This is a genomic window from Luxibacter massiliensis, from assembly GCF_900604355.1.
Taxonomy (GTDB): Bacteria; Bacillota; Clostridia; order Lachnospirales; family Lachnospiraceae; genus Luxibacter; species Luxibacter massiliensis.
On record NZ_UWOE01000001.1, the window covers coordinates 3075528 to 3093081 of the forward strand.

General features: G+C 47.3%; 15 protein-coding genes. 1 reads left to right on the plus strand and 14 read right to left on the minus strand.

Translation table 11 applies throughout. From position 1 onward, the window contains the following. The 14 genes from EFA47_RS14130 to EFA47_RS14195 form a co-directional block, all read right to left on the minus strand. Nucleotides 1–1689: a glycosyltransferase family 2 protein gene (locus EFA47_RS14130; RefSeq protein ID WP_122643864.1), complete on the minus strand. Its 1689-nt coding sequence runs from the start codon at nucleotides 1687–1689 to the stop codon at nucleotides 1–3. Beyond that, nucleotides 1671–2873, minus strand: coding sequence for a radical SAM protein (locus tag EFA47_RS14135; protein ID WP_122643865.1), 1203 nt, complete (start codon nucleotides 2871–2873; stop codon nucleotides 1671–1673). The genes EFA47_RS14130 and EFA47_RS14135 overlap by 19 nt, the downstream gene beginning before the upstream one ends. Further along, a complete protein-coding gene (locus EFA47_RS14140) occupies nucleotides 2870–3712 on the minus strand; it encodes a LicD family protein (RefSeq protein WP_122643866.1) in 843 nt (280 codons plus the stop codon). Before EFA47_RS14140 ends, EFA47_RS14135 begins: the two co-directional genes overlap by 4 nt. Then, the gene (locus tag EFA47_RS14145; RefSeq protein ID WP_122643867.1) at nucleotides 3709–4881 is read right to left on the minus strand and encodes a radical SAM protein; all 1173 of its coding nucleotides are present in this window, start codon (nucleotides 4879–4881) and stop codon (nucleotides 3709–3711) included. Before EFA47_RS14145 ends, EFA47_RS14140 begins: the two co-directional genes overlap by 4 nt. Then, a complete protein-coding gene (locus EFA47_RS14150; protein WP_206215533.1) occupies nucleotides 4865–5956 on the minus strand; it encodes an NAD-dependent epimerase/dehydratase family protein in 1092 nt (363 codons plus the stop codon). Before EFA47_RS14150 ends, EFA47_RS14145 begins: the two co-directional genes overlap by 17 nt. Then, entirely contained in the window at nucleotides 5953–6669 is a 717-nt protein-coding gene (locus EFA47_RS14155) for an IspD/TarI family cytidylyltransferase (RefSeq protein WP_122643869.1), read from the minus strand. The genes EFA47_RS14150 and EFA47_RS14155 overlap by 4 nt, the downstream gene beginning before the upstream one ends. Beyond that, nucleotides 6666–7922 carry a glycosyltransferase family 2 protein gene (locus tag EFA47_RS14160; RefSeq protein WP_164690012.1) on the minus strand — a complete coding sequence of 419 codons (1257 nt, stop codon included), beginning with the start codon at nucleotides 7920–7922 and terminating at the stop codon, nucleotides 6666–6668. Before EFA47_RS14160 ends, EFA47_RS14155 begins: the two co-directional genes overlap by 4 nt. Beyond that, nucleotides 7919–8977: a pyridoxal phosphate-dependent aminotransferase gene (locus EFA47_RS14165; protein WP_122643871.1), complete on the minus strand. Its 1059-nt coding sequence runs from the start codon at nucleotides 8975–8977 to the stop codon at nucleotides 7919–7921. Before EFA47_RS14165 ends, EFA47_RS14160 begins: the two co-directional genes overlap by 4 nt. Nucleotides 8978–8980: 3 nt before the next feature. Next, nucleotides 8981–9703 (minus strand): phosphocholine cytidylyltransferase family protein, encoded by a 723-nt coding sequence (locus tag EFA47_RS14170; RefSeq protein WP_122643872.1) that lies wholly within the window; start codon nucleotides 9701–9703, stop codon nucleotides 8981–8983. Nucleotides 9704–9716: 13 nt separating this feature from the next. Next, nucleotides 9717–10484 carry a class I SAM-dependent methyltransferase gene (locus EFA47_RS14175; RefSeq protein WP_164690013.1) on the minus strand — a complete coding sequence of 256 codons (768 nt, stop codon included), beginning with the start codon at nucleotides 10482–10484 and terminating at the stop codon, nucleotides 9717–9719. A 16-nt stretch (nucleotides 10485–10500) separates the two neighbouring features. Then, on the minus strand, nucleotides 10501–11586 hold the full coding sequence (locus EFA47_RS14180) for a glycosyltransferase family 2 protein (RefSeq protein ID WP_122643874.1): 1086 nt from the start codon (nucleotides 11584–11586) through the stop codon (nucleotides 10501–10503). Nucleotides 11587–11621: 35 nt separating this feature from the next. Next, nucleotides 11622–13631, minus strand: a complete 2010-nt coding sequence (locus EFA47_RS14185; RefSeq protein ID WP_122643875.1) for a glycosyltransferase — start codon at nucleotides 13629–13631, stop codon at nucleotides 11622–11624. Between the two features lie 132 nt (nucleotides 13632–13763). After that, nucleotides 13764–14576 carry a flagellin N-terminal helical domain-containing protein gene (locus EFA47_RS14190; RefSeq protein ID WP_122643876.1) on the minus strand — a complete coding sequence of 271 codons (813 nt, stop codon included), beginning with the start codon at nucleotides 14574–14576 and terminating at the stop codon, nucleotides 13764–13766. Between the two features lie 182 nt (nucleotides 14577–14758). Then, on the minus strand, nucleotides 14759–15370 hold the full coding sequence (locus EFA47_RS14195) for a recombinase family protein (RefSeq protein ID WP_122643877.1): 612 nt from the start codon (nucleotides 15368–15370) through the stop codon (nucleotides 14759–14761). Nucleotides 15371–15655: 285 nt separating this feature from the next. Here EFA47_RS14195 and EFA47_RS14200 point away from each other — a divergent pair, with 285 nt between their 5' ends. Beyond that, nucleotides 15656–17290, plus strand: coding sequence for a flagellin N-terminal helical domain-containing protein (locus tag EFA47_RS14200; RefSeq protein ID WP_122643878.1), 1635 nt, complete (start codon nucleotides 15656–15658; stop codon nucleotides 17288–17290). Nucleotides 17291–17554 lie beyond the last annotated feature (264 nt).

Sequence of the window (17554 nt, forward strand, 5' to 3'; positions counted from 1 at the left end):
CTACTGTCTCCTCTTATCTGCGTTCCTCAAAATATTCACAAGGGCCTCTTCGAACTTATCCCCGGTTCCAGGCTCCGGCAATTTTGCCCTGTCGGCTTCTTTCTTATAAAATGCTTCCCGGAACCAATCTATCTGCCTGATTTTCTCAGGTTCAAAAATGTCCAGGCCCCCCTCGTTTTTATAAGGATTGATAATTCCCTGGCCTGCCATGCCTAAAATATCTTCCCGGGTATATACATGGGGAAAGCAGGCCAGGGTAAACTGTTGTTTCAGTATATGGGGATTTTTAATGCAGATGAAAATCACCAGTTTTTCTTTATCCTTCTTTTCCAGCTCCTCATAAGAAATACAGCTCACATCATCCAGCACAAACCCCCACTTCTGTTTATCTTTGTCACAGAACATTGCGGTCTGTACCCCGCTGTCTTTCAATAAAAAATAACATTCCAGTCCATACTGGCCGGCTCCATAAATACACACCTCATAATGCTGGTTCAATATGGCTGGAAGAACCGTTTCCTTCCTAGGAGGGTTCTGTATAGACCATGTATCAAACTGGCTTTTGGTCACCACTGCCGGAAATCCTCTTGCCTTTAACCCCTCCACAATCCCGTCCACCTCAAGTGCAGCGGCAATCACAAGAATTTCCTTCTTAAATCCCTCTGCCTCTTCCGGAGAAATGCAGGGTAGTCCCTCTGCCTCTTTCCTCGACATATCTCTGTCTATAAACCCTTCCGCCTCAATCCCTCTTATTTGCATGTCAAGCAGCAGCCTTTTCCCATAATTTCCAGCGCCGTAAATATAGATTCTTTTATCCTGCAGAAACTGAGGAATCTCCTCTGCCCCGCACCTATAATCTGCCTCGTAAGCCAGATACCAAAGACACTTCTTCCAACTCCTCTTTAAATGTTTCTGGGGCCAGATATTTAGCAGCATCTGGTAATAATAGTTATAGCCGCTGCCGTAAGCAGCTTCTCTTTCCTTAGAACCCACCTCTTCTAAAAACATTTCATACATATTGTCCGCATCCTGGTGGACCGTCTGTATGTTCCGGCTCCCCTGCCCTTCATGATACCGGACTGCATATAATGTCTCTGGTATATATTGCATACCTTCCTTTTTCAAAATACGGAATAAATACTCAAAATCCTGGGTTGTCTTTAACTGTTCATTAAATTTCCCATACTTTTCTATGATTTCTTTCCCCAAAAGAACTCCGCCGAATTGAATCATCCCATTTACCACAGGAAATACCCCTTTTTCCAAAAAACATGCCGGATAGCAGTGCCCTGCAGTCACAGAGGATTTCAACCCTCCCTCCCGCAGAATATGGTAATCACAAAAAGAGGCCTTATATCCGCTGCTCTCCATCTCCCCTACCTGTCTGGCGATTTTCTCTGGGTAATAGATATCGTCATGGGAGAGCCAGGCAAAGTAATCTCCCTGCATGTTTTCCAAAGCAAGATTCAGCGCGGAGGCTGTCCCTCCATTTTCCTTTTTGAAATACTTAATTCTGTCCCCATAGGACAGGGCAATCTTCTCCGTCTCGCCATGATCCCGGGAACCATCGTTTACGACGAGTATTTCGCAATTTTCATAAGTCTGGGCCAGCGCACTGTCTATGGCCTCCTCCATAAAATCAGATCCGTTGTAAACCGGAATTACAATTGTCACAAGGGCTTTTCCCATTGCTTTCCCACCTCAATATAATGTGTATTGATATCGCAGCCTCCATGGCAATACCGGCACATGGTTAGATACCCCCGCCTGCCGTACCCCGCGTCAAACTCAAGCAGGCGCAGCTTGTCATTAGGTCTGTCCCCTAGCTCTCTTAAATCCAGCATGTTCTCCGGGTCATACTCCCTCGAAAGAGCCTGCTCAGCAAACCTGGCATTAATGCAATACCAGATCTTCCCATCAATATACCCCCTGCACAGTGTCCGGCACCGGTCAAAAAAACCTGCCATTTCTTCCTCACTCTTGTCAGGATGTACGGGCCTTTCAAACCCAAAATCTACCCACTGGGCCGTGCTTAACAAATACGTAGGGATCCCCCCATCCTGGAATCTTCTATAGTTTTCCAGAACCTGCTCTTTTATACTTTCTACTGCCTTTGTATAATCGCTGATCTCCGCATATATCCCATACTTTTTCATGCACTCCAAAAGAGAAGCAGAGGGCCTAATAGTCCCATTGGTTATAACCTTTACGGTGCCTGCCCTGTCTCCATACCTCTCCCCGAGATGGCTAAGGATCTCTCCTAATTCCTGATTCAGAAGAGGCTCGCCCCCTGTAAAGGTGAAATCGCAGATAAAGTCTATTTTTTGGAATGCCAGATCTATTTCTTCCTTCAGGCTTTCAACAGAATATTTCTTTTGGTACTGGAAATAGGGGAGCCGGATAGAACACTTTTCACATCGCAGGGTACATTTCTCTGTGACGATACAAGACAGGGAATGTACCACGGTCTTTCCATATTCATAGAATGCAAGCACTGGAAAATCATGCCGCATAAATTCACCATATGTCCTGCACACCTTCCGCCCTGCCTTGGAAAAACTCTCCAGATTTCTGCTTACAGGAATTCCAATCTCATCGTGCAGGGCCATTAATATAAGAATATCTCCCTTATCTTCTGCAATCAGCCTCTCCATCTCAGGTATGCCGATTACATCCAGCCCACAATACTTCGTACCGCCTTTATATTGATCCACGAAAGCACTGACCCGCCAGTCTGTCACCGTATTTAATGCCCGGAACACTCTTTTCCCAATCATGCCCGCGCCATAAATATAAATGATTTTATTTTTATATGCCTCTATGATAGAATCCTTCACAGTGTCAAATTCACTGCCCGGTGTTTTCCATTTCATATCTCCACTCCTGTCATATCAAGCCTGGACACTTTCGAATGTGACACTCTTTTTTCTTTGGGAGGCAGTTTCATATAGTCTCCATAATGCCCCCGCAGATAAATGTCATACTCCGCAAATGCCCGGAATTTATGGCCCTCAAACTCCAGTTCCGTAAATTGATCGAAACACTTCGCCGGAAGGCCATATCTGCAGCTCCTCGGGTATTCAAGCGTATAATGGCTGATCAGCTCTGTCTTTTTTCTATTGCAGGCCTTGGCCAGCCTGTCCCTCAGGGCAAAGGCCTTTTCCCTTGATATATGGCCCAGCAAAATATAGGCTGCCCAGGATCCCAGTCCCTTTGCCTGCCTGGCTCCTAACGGGGCATAGAGTATTTTTCTGACCAAATAACAGAGCAAATGATGAAGCCTTCTCAATATCGGGTTATCCGGCACATTATCTGCCACGAAAATATCTATAAAGACCCCTGTCTCCTGCTTCATAAACTCTTGTCCAAGCCGCACATGTTCCGTATTACGGCGCCTTATCTTCGCCCATCCCCAACGGTAATGGGGATCACTTTTATAATCCTGCAGAAAAAACTTCTCTGGATCTAATTCATTCCTGCACGCCTGCCTGAACCGTTGGTATTCTTCCCTCAGCATAATCACGTCAATGTCGTCATCCCAGGGTATAAACCCTTTGTGCCTGACAGCTCCCAGAAGGGTGCCTCCATCCAGAGAATAGGCAATTCCATGTTTCCTGCATATCCTGTCTGTCTCAAGCAGCATCTCCAATTCTATATGCTGCATCTTTTTCAGTTCCTTAGGTGAAACTCTATATTCTCTGGCCTGTCTCATTGTCCGTACTGTCTCCCTGCCTGTTTTGCAGGCATTACTTTATTTGGATTGATATCAATGTACCCGCTGCATCTTTTACAGAATTCCACATATCCTTTCTCGTTATATCCCATCCTGAATTCCATAAGCTCCTTACATCTGCCGGGGGTATATTTCTTTAAGTCAAAGTACTCTGTCTCATCCGTCCCCGCCAGGCCCGCGACCATGGCATAGCTGGCATAATTACAGCTGTAAATCCGCCCTCCCCTTAGTTCCTGCCAGGGTACATGGCAGCTCTCAAACTGTTTCTGCAGGCGGAATTCACTCCAATCCTCATGGTTGGTGGCGGCAGGCGCCAGGTCAATCCATTCATCTGCTTTATTGACCTCATATTTCACATGGTGCTTCTCTAATTCTATTAATAGTTCATCAAAAGTCTCTCCACTTTCTGGTACAGCCTCCCGGTAATCATCTACAGTCAGCTCTGTATTATGCTTTGCCAGTAATGCAAGGAGTTCTGGCTTAGGTAAGACTGTACCGTTGGTAACTGTCCTTAATATCTGAATCTTCTCCCGGTAATTAGCGTCAATATACTCCACCAGCCGTCCCATATGGGGATATAACATAGGTTCCCCGCCGCTAATGTGAAACAGCATAATAAAATCCACGCAGGAAAAAAACAGATCCACATCCTCACGGATCTGCTCCCAGGGACGCTCGTCAAAATGCTTCATATATGTGGTAAAATTCAGACATGCCTCACAGCGCAGGTTACACCGGGTGCTGGGGAGGAAGGAGATGGACGGCATATACACCCTTCCTTTTGCATAGGCCTCATATACGGACATGAACATCTCCATAGTAAATACATTCTCACCCTGCACAAACCCCTTGATCATCAACTGCTGCATAATTGGCAGCCTGGTATATGGGGATACTGCCACAATAATCCCCGTGGAAGGGCCTGCCTGCCCCGCTGCCTGCTCCAGGGACAGCACAGGCTTGCCGTTAAAAAGCGTGCCCTGCTTCTCGGGGGCATTATCTATAAATCCCAGGATGGGAATCTCCTTTTCCAGGAGGCCATATAATATCCCTCCATATTCCCCTGCCCCAAACAGATAAAATCGGTCTTTTTTCTCTATATTGTTGTAAACATCGTCAAATTCGTGTCCTTTATTCTGCCATTTCAAGATCCTTTTCACCTCTGCTTTTCAATTGTTTTAAAATAGAGATTGTCCTGCGTACACCTTCCTTCACACTATATCTCTCCTGATAGCCAAGTTCTTCTAGCTTGCTTCCATCCAGAAGGGCTTTTTGGGCCTTAGAATACCCGGCCTGCTCTGTATCCCCTGGAATTTCAAAAACTACTTTTGTGCCGCAGTCAGCCGCAATAAAACGGGCCAGCTCCCCTAAAGTAATATGCCCCCCATCTCCGGCCACATTATAAGCCTCTCCAGACTCTCCCTTAAGCATAACTGTCAAAACGCCTGCAGCAGCATCTGCCACATAGGTATGGGTATAGAGTTGCTTTCCCTGGCTCTTTAGGACAATATCCTCTCCTGCCGCCCCTTTCTTAATAAACTGGGCTGCCGCCTTACTGTCATCCATCCTCATATTAGGCCCGTATGTCCTGGCCAGCCTGGGTATCACATAGTCCAGGTTTTTCTGCCTTCTGTACGCCTGGCAGAGAGCCTCCCCCGCACGCTTCCCCTCTGGATAACCCGCCCGCAGGGTATTAGAATTAATATAGCCGCAGTAATCCTCCTTAAACTTCTCTGTGTCCCCTCGGTTTTGTCCATAAATCTCTACAGATGACAGGAACACGAAACGCCTGGCCCCTGCCTGGGCGGCATATTCCAGCAAATGGTCTGTGCCCACAATATTGCTTCTCACAGTCCCGATGGGATCCGACGCATATGCCATGGGATGGGTATTGCTGGCAGCCTGTATGACATAATCCGCAGCTTCTATCCCATGTACGCCGCTGTTTATATCACAAGGAATAAATGCAAACTCCTCATGGCCCCTATATCGTTTAAACCGTTCTTCTCCCTGCCTCTGATCTCTCCCCAGGGCCAAGACTTTCAGCTTCTGCCCTCTGTGTTGATTCCGGTACATGAAAACATCTGTCAGAAAGCCCCCGATCATCCCGGAAGCCCCTGCCAGAAGAAGAACTGAAGAATTTAATTTATCCCAATCCAGAGGAAGAGCTGCCGTCTGCTTTACATCTTCTGCATACAGGGCATTATCCATAAAATCCATCATTTTAACCAGTCATCCTTTTCTGTCCTTAAATATCCTTTAAACAATTCCAGGTCATCTCTTGTAGTCAATTTGATATTTTTTTCTGAACCAGCGGCAAAATATAACGTTTCCCCTAAATCCACCATCATGGTGTTGGTATAGGAAGAACCATAGATACCTATTTTCTCTTCAAATGCTTTGTGGTATGCCCAGTTCAGTTTCTCATATGTATAAGCCTGGGGCGTGGAAACCCTGCGCAGTGTCTCCCTTGGTATATATTGGCGGGTGGAATGCTCATCCTCCATCACAAAAATCTGTTCATTGTAAGGGAGGGACGTGACTGCATTGCCGTACTGCCTGCACTTTAGGATCACATCTGACAATATACTCTCATCCACCAGAGGACGGATACCGTCATGTATGACCACAATATCGTCTGGACTGCATACATCCTCAAGATGGTACACCCCATTTCGGATAGACTCCTGGGCCGTATCCCCGCCGTCAATTATCCACTTCAGTTTGGTAATATTAAACTGGCCGGCATAAGCCTTGAGCAAATCCCGCCAGCCTGCCAGACACACCACCTCAATGGCGTCTATATCTGGATGCCTCTGAAAACTCTCCAGCGTATAGATCAGCACTGGCTTGTCATACACATTAATAAACTGCTTTGGTATATCCTGGTTCATCCGCTGGCCCCAGCCAGCCGCAATAATAACTGCTACATTCATCCTAGCCACAAGTCCTTTCGTGATAATGCCAGAGGCGACCTCAAAAATAAAGGATCCAGCTTCTGTCTTTCCACATAATACGGTATTCCCAGCTTTTCCAGCTGTGCAGACGCCTCCCGGCAGTTACGCATTGCTACAATTACCAGTGCTTCCTCCTGTTCATCCGCCAGTACCTCCACTGGGCTGCACAGGATTCCGTCAATCATCTGGCCATGCTTTTTACGATTGTTATCCACAAAATAGGCAGGCTTCACCAGACGGCTCTCCAGGTCATACTTCACCCGGATTCCATATTGTCCTGACCCGAATATAACGACTTTCCTGGCCTGTCCTTTTGACAGGGCCGCCAGCCTGCCCCAAAACTCCTCTGCTCTATATTCTTCATCTTCCAAAGCTGGAAGCCTTCTGATACGCTCCTCTACTTCTGCCAGTTCCCTGCCGCCGCCGTAGCTCTTAATAAATCCGGCCATCCTGCCAAGAAAAACGCCTGCATCGCCAAAAACCCGCCTGATCTCCTGATCATCTAACATACGGATAAGCTTCCCATACTCCTTCCTGGTCTCCTCATAATAACAAGGTATGGTACAAGACCCCGCCTGTCTGTGTTCTCTCACCACATGGAGCACATTGGGGAGAAATATAGAGTCCTGCCCCCGGAACAAACGGAACCACATATCTATATCCTGTATTGTCTGCAGATTTTCATCAAAGAACCCCACACGGGCGAAATGGCTCTTGTGGATCAGGGCACTGCAGGCATGGAGCTGGAGCTGCAGCACAGAAAAAACAGAGTTGGTTATCTGGCCTTCCTTGTAATAATCCAGAAAATGTGTCTGGGTCTTAAAGCCTGTATCCTGATCGTAAAATTCGTACTCCGCCTGCACGAGGGCGGCTGGATTCCCGGAGTTTAGAACTGCTCCTATCTCTTTTTCTATTTTGTCCGGATAATACCAGTCATCATGGGACAGCCAAGAAAAATATTCCCCCTGCATCCTCTGAATACCATAATTGAGCGCCGAGGCAACCCCGCCATTTTCTTTCCTGAAATATCTGATCCTGTCCTTAAACTCCAGAGCCGCCTGCTCTGTATCTCCCCCATCGTCTGAGCCGTCATTGACCACAAGGATTTCGCAATTCTCCCAAGTCTGGCCAAGGGCGCTTTCTATGGCCTGGCGCAAATAATTTGCCCCATTATAGACAGGTATTACAATAGAAACCAGAGGTTTCCTGCTATTTATGCCTACAGTAATCATGCCTGGCATCCCTCCGCCTTATAAAATGCCTCCCAGAACTGCCTCATTATCTCTTTACTGCCCAGTGTCACCCGCAGCCAGTCTTTCAGCAGCCCTTTCCTATATGTTTTAATCAAAATCTTGTTCTCCCTAAGCTCCCGGCAGATTTCCCCAGGGGCCCTGAAAGGTTTTATCAACAGATAATTTCCCTTTGACCCGTAAAATGTATATCCCTGCCCTGAAAGCTTTTGTACCAGATAATCTCTCCCCTGGTCTATATTTTCTTTCAATGTATTTAATATATCTTCCCGCTCTAAAAGTTCCCGGGCAAACAAAATTCCCACAGCATTTACATTATAGGTAGACTGGGCGTTTTCAATCAGATGGATACACTCTCTGCCGCCAACCATGTACCCCACTCTAAGGGCAGCCATGGAACAAAGCTTTGAAAAGGTCCGAAGCACTATAACATGGGGATGGGCACGGCAAAAATCTATCCTGCTCTCCACGCCAAAGGGGTAGTATGCCTCGTCAATCAGCACCACTGCATTGGCCTTTCCTGCCTTTTCTACTATCCGCTCCACAGCCTCGTCTGAGAATTCTGTGCCAATGGGACTGTTGGGATTCAGAAGTACAACCAAATCTGTATCCTCATGGATATTCTTCAGCACCTCTTCTTCCGCTATAGAAAAGTCCTCCCCAAAAGATACTGTGTCCAGTTTCACTCCAAACATACTCCCATACACCTGATACATCTCAAAGGTAGGGGTGACTGTCAAAAGCCGTCCTCCCGGATGTGTGAATGTCTCAAAAACCAGGCGGATTCCCTCATCAGATCCGTTTGTCAGCGAAACATTCTCTTTCCCCACCCCTTCCCGGCGGGCAAGCTTTTCGATCAATGGCTCCTTAACCGGATAGGAAGCAAGAAACTGTGGTGTAACCTTTTTCAGGACTGACTGGACGAACTCTTCGGGCAGTCCCTCAGGATTCTCGTTCATGTCCAGGCATAGATACCCGTTTCTATCTTCATGGTCCTTAATACGATATGTGTCTTTTATAAATTCGTTTATGTACATAGCTTACTCCCCGTTTGACAGTTCCCCGCTTATATAGTTAAGAATCCTCTCATAATCATCAAAATAATCTATTTCTGACCAGAATTCATTTTTTACATCGATAGTATAAATGGGATGCTCCTTCTTATCCGTAAAGGAGTAAAGCACATTCTCCCACCAGAGGCGGTACTCTTGCCTGTCTATCAGGCTTTCCAGCCTCTCCCTGAATTGTTCCGTAAACCGGGAAGAGATCTTAGCAATCCCAACATACTCGCAGCTTCTCTCCCTCAACGGCAGATCCTTCCCGTATTTACGGATAACCCCGCCGTCCGTGGTGGTAAAAAAGTAATCCCCAGTCTTGGTCCTGGTAACATCAATGGCCATTACATTATCCCTCTCGTCGGCCAGTATATTCTGCAGGATTGTTTCAGACACGAATACATCTGCATTCATAATCATCACATCCCCCTTAAGCTCCTCTCTGGCAAACCAGAGGCTGGCGATACTGTTGGTAATATCATAAAAAGGATTGACATAATAAGCCACGTCCAGTCCCTCCAAGGCCTCGTAAATCTTTTCTCTCTGATAGCCAACTACAACCACGACCTCCATATGAAGCTTTATCAGCTTTTCAACAGTAATCCGAATCAATGGTTTGTCATTAATAGGCAGCGTGGATTTAGGAACGCTCTCAATCATTCTTGATATTCTGTTCCCAACCCCAGCCGCTAACAGAATTGCCTTCATACCTTCTTCCCCTTTACCTTTTCAGTATAAAAATCCACTGCTTTGTCTCTTTCATCTTCTTAATATCATTCTCAAAAAATTCCTGGCTTACTTCCAGCTCAAACCCTCTGTCCGTAAATGCCTTGAAAATTTCCCTGTACTCTTCTTCCGTACGGTATATCGCGCTATAGTCATCCTTTATGGTCTCAGAATAAAAGGAGTCCAAGGTCAGCCGCTGGGAAATGGCCACGGGTTCAGATATATAGACCAGGCATGACGGCTTTAGCATATCCGCCAGGCCTTCCAGGCACTGGCACAATTCCCTGTCATTGATATACATGAACACGCCGCCTGACAGGAACACCTTATTAAATGCAGCGCTGTATTCTTCCCTGTGCCCCTTTAAAAACTCCTGTAGGGAAGCTGTGTAGAATTTGGTACTCTCTTTCTTCTCTATGTCCTCCCTGGCCAATACGGTTTTCAAAAAGGGTTCTACATAGTCAATACCTACATATTCCCCGGCAGCAGCCGTTATATATTTGGTCATGCGCCCCGTGCCAAACCCGATTTCAAAAACTTTATCCCTGGCCGAAAGTCCAAACAGAGGGAACCATCTTCTCAGCTCTTCCTCCGTCCATAACCTTATATTTTCTATATTTGCATCGCTGCTGAGCACAGTGGGGGCATCCACATGTACCTGTCCGCTCTTCTCTGCCCTTGTACTGTAAAGCTCCCTGGCAGCGTCCCCGTCTATCTCTATATTCTTCCCATATATCCTGGTCTTAGAATGATTCTCCATCATACCCTCCTTCCGGCCCCTACTTCCCCAGCTCATGAAGCCGGAGCTTCGCAGGCCCATACCCCTGCCCGGCCGCCATTCTATAATACTTAAGCGCTTTCCCCATGTCCCCTGACACCTCATACCAAATGCCCAAGTTATGCGCCGCTTTGAATGAACCACAGCCGCAGACTCCCTGGTGTAGGGGCACCTCTCCAATTTCCAGGCACCTTAAGTAGGACTCTTCAATCAACGGCAGCAGAGATACATATTTCCCTGTATCTGCCTGGATTGCCCTCATATAAAGGATTCCCCGTGCAAAGTGGAAATCTGCATGCGCCCCAAGCCTTACCTCCTCTGCCTTTACAAGGGATAATGCCCTGTCATAATCCTGGGACTCTATCAGGCTGTATAAGTATGAAATAATCCCTCCTGCCCGGTACCCTGCCCCTGCCGCAGGCACCTGTTTATAGAAACGGCTGTAATAGGCACAGGCTTCCCTGTGCCTGCCAAGGCTTCGCAGGGTCTGGGCCGCCTGGAATAGTACATAGGGGTCATCCGGCATATCCTTCAGTTCTTCCAGCAGAATGGAAAGATTTCTCTCCCCCTTCCCTCCCTGGAGGTAGCCGTCATGCTCAAACACAAGAGGTACAGGCTCTGCCGGATAAACAGAGTCCTCCTGCTCATGCACCCGCCCTTTGAACCCCACGCCCCTGGGCAGCAGACGCGCCGCGCGGGTATACATGGAGCCAATCTGGGCCTGTCCGTTTACAGTCCCTTCTACATAGAGATCCTTTCGCTCTACGGCCCCCACGTGCTCCATGTTTTCCATAAAAGGCTCTATATCCCTGCGGGTCCCTTTTATTAAATATTCATCGGCATCCAGCACCAGGTTCCAGTCACAGTCCGACTGGCCCAGGGCAAAATTCCTTGCCGCAGCAAAATCTTGGTTCCATATATAATCTGTTACTGCCGCCCCAAAAGATGCGGCAATCTCCTTTGTCCTGTCTGTTGACCCGGTATCTGTAATGAAAATCTTGTCCACAAGTCCCTTTGCCTGTTCCAGGCATTTCCCCAGGCACCTCTCTTCATCCTTTACAATCATCACAAGTCCAAGTGTTTTCATTGCTTTCTCTCCTGACCAAATATATTTCAAATATCTCAGTCTGATCCGCCGTCCCGGTAAAGTCTCTGCCGCAGGCGCAGCAATTGAAGATCTCCCGGTAAAAGCTGGGTCAGCTGCACAGCCACGGCCTCTGCCTCCTGATACTGCCCCTGGCTGATCATAGCCTCCAGGGCCCCCTTCATCTGGACGGCCAGCTGGGCGAACTCCCTCCCCTGGGTTGGGGTTCCAGGCTCTGATGCCAGCAGGCGGGTCAGCTCCCGGACAACACTTGTCATGGCCGGGTACAGGTGGATGGCTTCTCCCAATATCCGTACTGCCTCCCCAAGCCTCCCTGCATCTAGACATTCCAGCGCTTCCAATCCTTTTAAGGCGAACCTGCACTCCGGCGGCAGCAAGTTATAACGGTCTTTGCCAAACATATGTGGGTTGTATAATTCCCTGTAAAACCCCAGGGCCGCCTGGCAGTATTTCTCCAAGAGCCCTGCCAGTTCATCCCTGCCAGGATACCCTTTGATCAGTTCTGCCTCCAGCGCCAGCTTTGTAAGCCAGGCTCCCTGCAGTGCATACTGCCCTCCCAAGCCTCCCAAAGGAGTTGGCAGTCTCTTAATATCCCCTGCCTGAATTTCATCCACGGCGCCTTTTGTACACCGCTCCCATGCATCTAATCCTAGCCTGCCTGCCAGTATCTCCAGGCCCAGGCCCGAAACAAGCGCCTCCCGGATGAGAGACTTCTGTAAGTATTCTGACTCTGTGCTTCCCATACACTCCCCTAGGAGTTCCTTTGCCTTATCAGTCTCCTTATGCCTCTTGTGTACGGCCGCCCTCTGCCACAAAAGATAAGGGGCGTCAAAGGACAATCCCCCAAAAAGTCCCTCCACTGGGGCAGGGTGTTGTTCCGCCCACTGGTCAAAAACAGGGTAATACTGGCAAACCCGATATTCTTCCTCCCAAGGCAGCAATGCCAGGAAGTATCCTGCTTTTTCAAAGTCCTGTATTTCCAATGCTGAGGAGGCGCAATTGACCCGCCCCCCGTACAGCCGTCCTGGATCCTTCACATCCTGCAGAGTAATATCCCCGTAATGCCGCCCTCTTTCTTTGGGATCCCTTTCTATCTGGGATAATAGCTCCTCAAAATCCGTGCCGCAGCTTAGGGCCTCATCATACTGCCCTATTTCCATATGGAGGCTGACTAACAACTGATATAGAACCAGCCTTACAAGTCCCGGATTTCCGGAGAGTTTTAGTATCTCCTGAATTTCCTTTGCTGCCGCCGCCTTATCCGGGCCTTTGGCCAGTATACGGGCAAGGTAGACTCTAAGCCAGCTCCTGGCGTCCCCCTCGCGGGCGCTGGGGCATAAGGCCAGTCCTCTCCTGCACCAATCCTGAGCCTCCTGCCACTGGCCTTCTATGTAATATTCTTTCACCAGCTGCTGGTAGTTCTTCAGATAGGACGGCTGCTTCCTGATTTCTTCGGTTAAAAGAGGGATATTCCGGGATGTCTTGGCCCCTGCCCTGTCAGTGTCCTTCACGTACCCATAGTGGTGCACATGAGCCTGGAAATATTTCGCCGGCTCCACCCCCGGGGTCAGTTCCTCGTGAATGCGGCCCATAAAACAAAGTCCCGGAACCCGCCTGCTCATCCGGTACGCATGGAAGTCCGAATACTTGACCCCGTCCCATGCCAGGTAGTTCCTCTGGACATAGCAGGCCGATCCGTAATTCTTATATTCCCCGCTCAGGAAAAACTCACAGATTTCCTGGGTATCCTCAAACCACTCGTCGTCATCTATAAATAAGAACCATTCCCCCCTGGCTCTTTTTAACCCGGCATTCCGGGCCGCTGAAAAGTCATTGATCCACCGGAAAGGCACCACCTGGTCTGTGTACCGCAGAGCTGCCTGCTCCACTTCCGGATCTTTGCCTGTAAACACGATTATTAATTCACTGGGTACCTTTTCCAAAATAGGCCTGATAGAATCCAGACATCTTTCAAGTGAAGCCTTCCTGTCTGATGCCAGCAGGGAAATAGTCAGCTGTAGTTTCATCTTAGTTACTCCTGTCTCTGCATAATTAAAAAATAGTAAAATGGGCGTTTTCTTCTATATACAAATAAGAGTGTATACAAAAGAAAGCGCCCATCCAATGGACCGGCGCTTTTATAGTTTTTAGGGATGCTATTACTGTAATAACTGAAGAACACCCTGTGGAACCTGATTTGCCTGAGCAAGCATAGCCTGTGAAGCCTGCACAAGAATGTTGTTCTTTGTGTAAGCCATCATCTCCTTAGCCATGTCTACGTCACGGATACGGCTCTCAGAAGCTGTGATATTCTCATTCTGAACGCCCAGGTTGTTGATGGTGTGCTCAAGACGGTTCTGGAGAGCACCGAAATCTGAACGCATGGAAGATACTGTATCAATTGCATCGTTAATAGTGTCAATTGCAGCCTTTGCACCATCAGCAGTTGTCAGGTCAAGGTCTTTGATTTTCAGCTCTGTAGAACTCATAGCTTTTAATGTAACTGAAATCTGGTTTGTATCTGCTGAAGATTCTCCAACATGCAGATTAACTGAACCAGCAGCGAACAATGTTGTTCCGTTGAAGTTTGCTGTAGCGCCAATTCTGTCAATCTCAGCGTTCAGGGCATCGATCTCCTTCTGCATCTCAGAACGGTTAGCGTCACTGTATGTACCGTTGGCAGACTGAGTAGCCAGGGAAACCATACGGTTTAACATAGAGTGAACCTCTGTCAGAGCGCCTTCTGCTGTCTGTACAAGAGAAACGCCGTCCTCTGCATTCTTCTGAGCTGCTTCCAGACCTGTGATCTGAGCACGCATTTTTTCAGAAATAGCAAGGCCTGCTGCGTCATCGCCTGCGCGGTTGATTCTGTAACCAGAGGATAATTTCTCCAGGTTTTTAGATACAGAAGAGTTATTATTTGTTAAGTTTCTGTGTGCGTTTAATGCTGTAATGTTGTGTTGAATTCTCATGATATTTCCTCCTTGAATTAGAAACAGGGAATATCCTTTTCCCCGTACGGTTATGTTTGTGTCCTTGTAAGTGAATTTCGCGACTGCCGGCATTTGTCCAAAAAAGTACACTTACTTGGACACTGTGAAAATTACTTTTCAAGTATTATATCGAACTATTCCAGGATAACATAAGACTTTTTTTAAATTTTTTTATTTTTTTTGTATTCATTAATCCGGTTGTACATTGTACTGCGCCCCACGTTGCATAATGATGCAAACTCTTCTACACTTATTTTTTTCGTTTCCCACATATAATATAGAGTAGAGAAATCATTGGGCATTGTAATTTTAGGTTTTCCAAACCGCACGCCTCTTTGTTTAGCGGCAGCAATCCCTTCAGCCTGCCTCGTCCGAATATTATTCCTCTCATTTTCAGCCACAAAAGATAGCAGCTGCAGCACTACATCACTTATGAAATTCCCCAGTAAATCCCGGGTTTTTGTAGTATCCAGAAGGGGCATATCCTCAATGATAATATCTGCGCCTATGTGTTTTGTTATAAATCTCCACTGTTCTTTAATCTCCTCATAGTTCCTTCCCAGACGGTCTATGCTCTTTGTCACAACTACATCACCAGATTTCAATTTCCGCATCAGTTTTTTGTAAGCCGGGCGGTTAAAATCTTTACCACTCTGCTTGTCAATGTAAATGTCTGTTTTTTTGATGCCTAGCTGGCCCAGAGATATTAGCTGACGCTCAATATTCTGTTCTTTAGTCGATACCCTAACATAACCGTACATGTTCTTATCCATTATGCGTTTCCTCCATTCTGATTTTGTATACCCAAAGGGCATCCCTTAATTCATGTCCTTCGCCTATTAAGGTATGCCCAGAGGCCCTTTATCCGTGCCACTTCGGGCGGGTAGATTCCGTCCAACATGGGATATTTTTCTATTATATAAATTATTTCCAGTAAAGTGTACCTCTCGGGAACATAAAGCCGGCTGCTTCCCACAGAGAAGCCTATGAGGATACGGCAAAAATTAAAAAAGGCGGCATGGAAGCCGCCCCATTTATCATTCAAGGAGGAATTTTTAATGAGAATCCAACACAACATTACGGCGTTAAACGCACACAGGAATTTGACAAATAACAACTCTTCTGTATCTAAAAACCTGGAGAAGTTATCTTCCGGTTACAGAATCAACCGGGCAGGTGACGATGCCGCAGGCCTTGCTATTTCTGAAAAAATGCGTGCTCAGATCACAGGTCTTGAGACAGCTCAGAAAAATGCAGAGGACGGTGTTTCTCTCGTACAGACAGCAGAGGGGGCCCTGACAGAAGTCCACTCTATGTTAAACCGTATGGTAGAGCTGGCTACACAGTCTGCAAATGGTACTTACTCTGACAGTAACCGCGCAGAGATGCAGAAGGAAATTGACGCCCTCAGGAAAGAAATTGACCGCATCAGTAATACATCTAACTTCAATGGCACAAAATTATTCCAGGGCGGATCTGCTACAGATGCAGATGCAGTCACCGTAACCCCGCCGGCTGCGGACACTATAGCTTTCACCGATGGCGGTGGTGGTAATAATGCCACAGCTGTATTTGATGTTGCTGGGGTTGCCTTTGACAAAGACGGTGACGTCACTGTATCTTTAGGTGGTAAATCTTATGCTGTATCTGTAACAGCAGATATGACAGATGCTGAATTTGCCACTGCTTTGGCAGATGCAATCAATGCTGATAAAATTGACGATGCCGCAGGCGCCGGTGAATTTACAGCTGCTGTAGCTAATGATACAGAAATCACCCTCACCTCTGCAAACCAGACTGCTGTAGCTGACGCAGATCTAAAAACTGCCCTTGGCGGAACTTTTGAAATCAAAGCGAAAGCTGCTGAGGGAACAGAGAGCACTCAGAATACAAGAGCTGCCGGGGATACAGAAGCTGCTTATAAGAAAGATGATGTATTTACTTATGATTTCAGTAAAATCACTACGGCGCCTCAAGATACTGAGACAGTGGAAATCTTAGGCAAAACATTTACATTTAAAAACACAACAGCCGCTGCAGGAGATGTTGAAATCGATGCTGGTGGTGATTTGGATCAGACATTGGCTAATCTTGCCGACGCAATCAATGCCGACGCTGACATTTCCAAAAACTTTAAGGCCGCTTTCGCAGATGGAAAGCTGACTCTGACCGCTATTGCAGACGGCGCTGCAGGCGCAGACGTCCCTGCAGATCTGGCCGGCACATGGGCCGCTGGTAATGTTGCAGTGGAAGCTCCGGCGGGAGACGATGGCGGTGAAGATGCCGGTGGCGAGACAACAATTAAGCTGCATGTTGGAGAGTCTTCTGACGACAACAACACTATCGAAGTGAAGATTAAAGCCATGAGTTCAAAATCTCTCGGCATAGATGCGCTGAACATCGGAACTGCAGAAGGGGCAAAGGCAGCTATTGATGTAATCAATACTGCAATTGACAGCATCTCCAGCATCCGCTCTGACTTAGGCGCACTGCAAAACCGTCTTGAACACACCATCAACAACCTGGGTGTACAGACAGAAAACATTACAGCTGCAGAGAGCCGTATCCGCGACGTAGACATGGCTAAAGAAATGATGGCTTATACTAAGAATAATATTCTTGTGCAGGCTTCCCAGGCTATGCTTGCCCAGGCAAATCAGGTTCCACAGGGAGTCCTTCAGTTGTTACAGTAATTAAATATCTGAACTTTTGTTGCCGCGAGCAACGAGCCAAGCGGACATGTTTACATGTCCATTTGGCGACTGCCGGTGGGTTTTCCCACCGGCAGTTTTTGTTAAAAGTTAAAAATCAGCAGTTCCCTTTAGAAATCCCTTCTCAACATCCCTTCTCCCCCGCCCTGGCTGGGGCCTTATTTTCTACTATAACCCCCGGTTTTACTGCCGCCATAAATTCATATTGATTTTGGGCCGGGCATAATGCTTGACTTTGCCTGCCCG

What these genes read in the sequence shown, in the direction of transcription:
- EFA47_RS14170 (WP_122643872.1), bottom strand. Translation starts at nt 9,703, where the DNA reads ATGAAGGCAATTCTGTTAGCGGCTGGGGTTGGGAACAGAATATCAAGA.
- EFA47_RS14200 (WP_122643878.1), top strand. Translation starts at nt 15,656, where the DNA reads ATGAGAATCCAACACAACATTACGGCGTTAAACGCACACAGGAATTTG.
- EFA47_RS14155 (WP_122643869.1), bottom strand. Translation starts at nt 6,669, where the DNA reads ATGAATGTAGCAGTTATTATTGCGGCTGGCTGGGGCCAGCGGATGAAC.
- EFA47_RS14195 (WP_122643877.1), bottom strand. Translation starts at nt 15,370, where the DNA reads ATGGATAAGAACATGTACGGTTATGTTAGGGTATCGACTAAAGAACAG.
- EFA47_RS14160 (WP_164690012.1), bottom strand. Translation starts at nt 7,922, where the DNA reads ATGATTACTGTAGGCATAAATAGCAGGAAACCTCTGGTTTCTATTGTA.
- EFA47_RS14180 (WP_122643874.1), bottom strand. Translation starts at nt 11,586, where the DNA reads ATGAAAACACTTGGACTTGTGATGATTGTAAAGGATGAAGAGAGGTGC.
- EFA47_RS14175 (WP_164690013.1), bottom strand. Translation starts at nt 10,484, where the DNA reads ATGATGGAGAATCATTCTAAGACCAGGATATATGGGAAGAATATAGAG.
- EFA47_RS14185 (WP_122643875.1), bottom strand. Translation starts at nt 13,631, where the DNA reads ATGAAACTACAGCTGACTATTTCCCTGCTGGCATCAGACAGGAAGGCT.
- EFA47_RS14190 (WP_122643876.1), bottom strand. Translation starts at nt 14,576, where the DNA reads ATGAGAATTCAACACAACATTACAGCATTAAACGCACACAGAAACTTA.
- EFA47_RS14135 (WP_122643865.1), bottom strand. Translation starts at nt 2,873, where the DNA reads ATGAAATGGAAAACACCGGGCAGTGAATTTGACACTGTGAAGGATTCT.
- EFA47_RS14165 (WP_122643871.1), bottom strand. Translation starts at nt 8,977, where the DNA reads ATGTACATAAACGAATTTATAAAAGACACATATCGTATTAAGGACCAT.
- EFA47_RS14140 (WP_122643866.1), bottom strand. Translation starts at nt 3,712, where the DNA reads ATGAGACAGGCCAGAGAATATAGAGTTTCACCTAAGGAACTGAAAAAG.
- EFA47_RS14130 (WP_122643864.1), bottom strand. Translation starts at nt 1,689, where the DNA reads ATGGGAAAAGCCCTTGTGACAATTGTAATTCCGGTTTACAACGGATCT.
- EFA47_RS14150 (WP_206215533.1), bottom strand. Translation starts at nt 5,956, where the DNA reads ATGATGGATTTTATGGATAATGCCCTGTATGCAGAAGATGTAAAGCAG.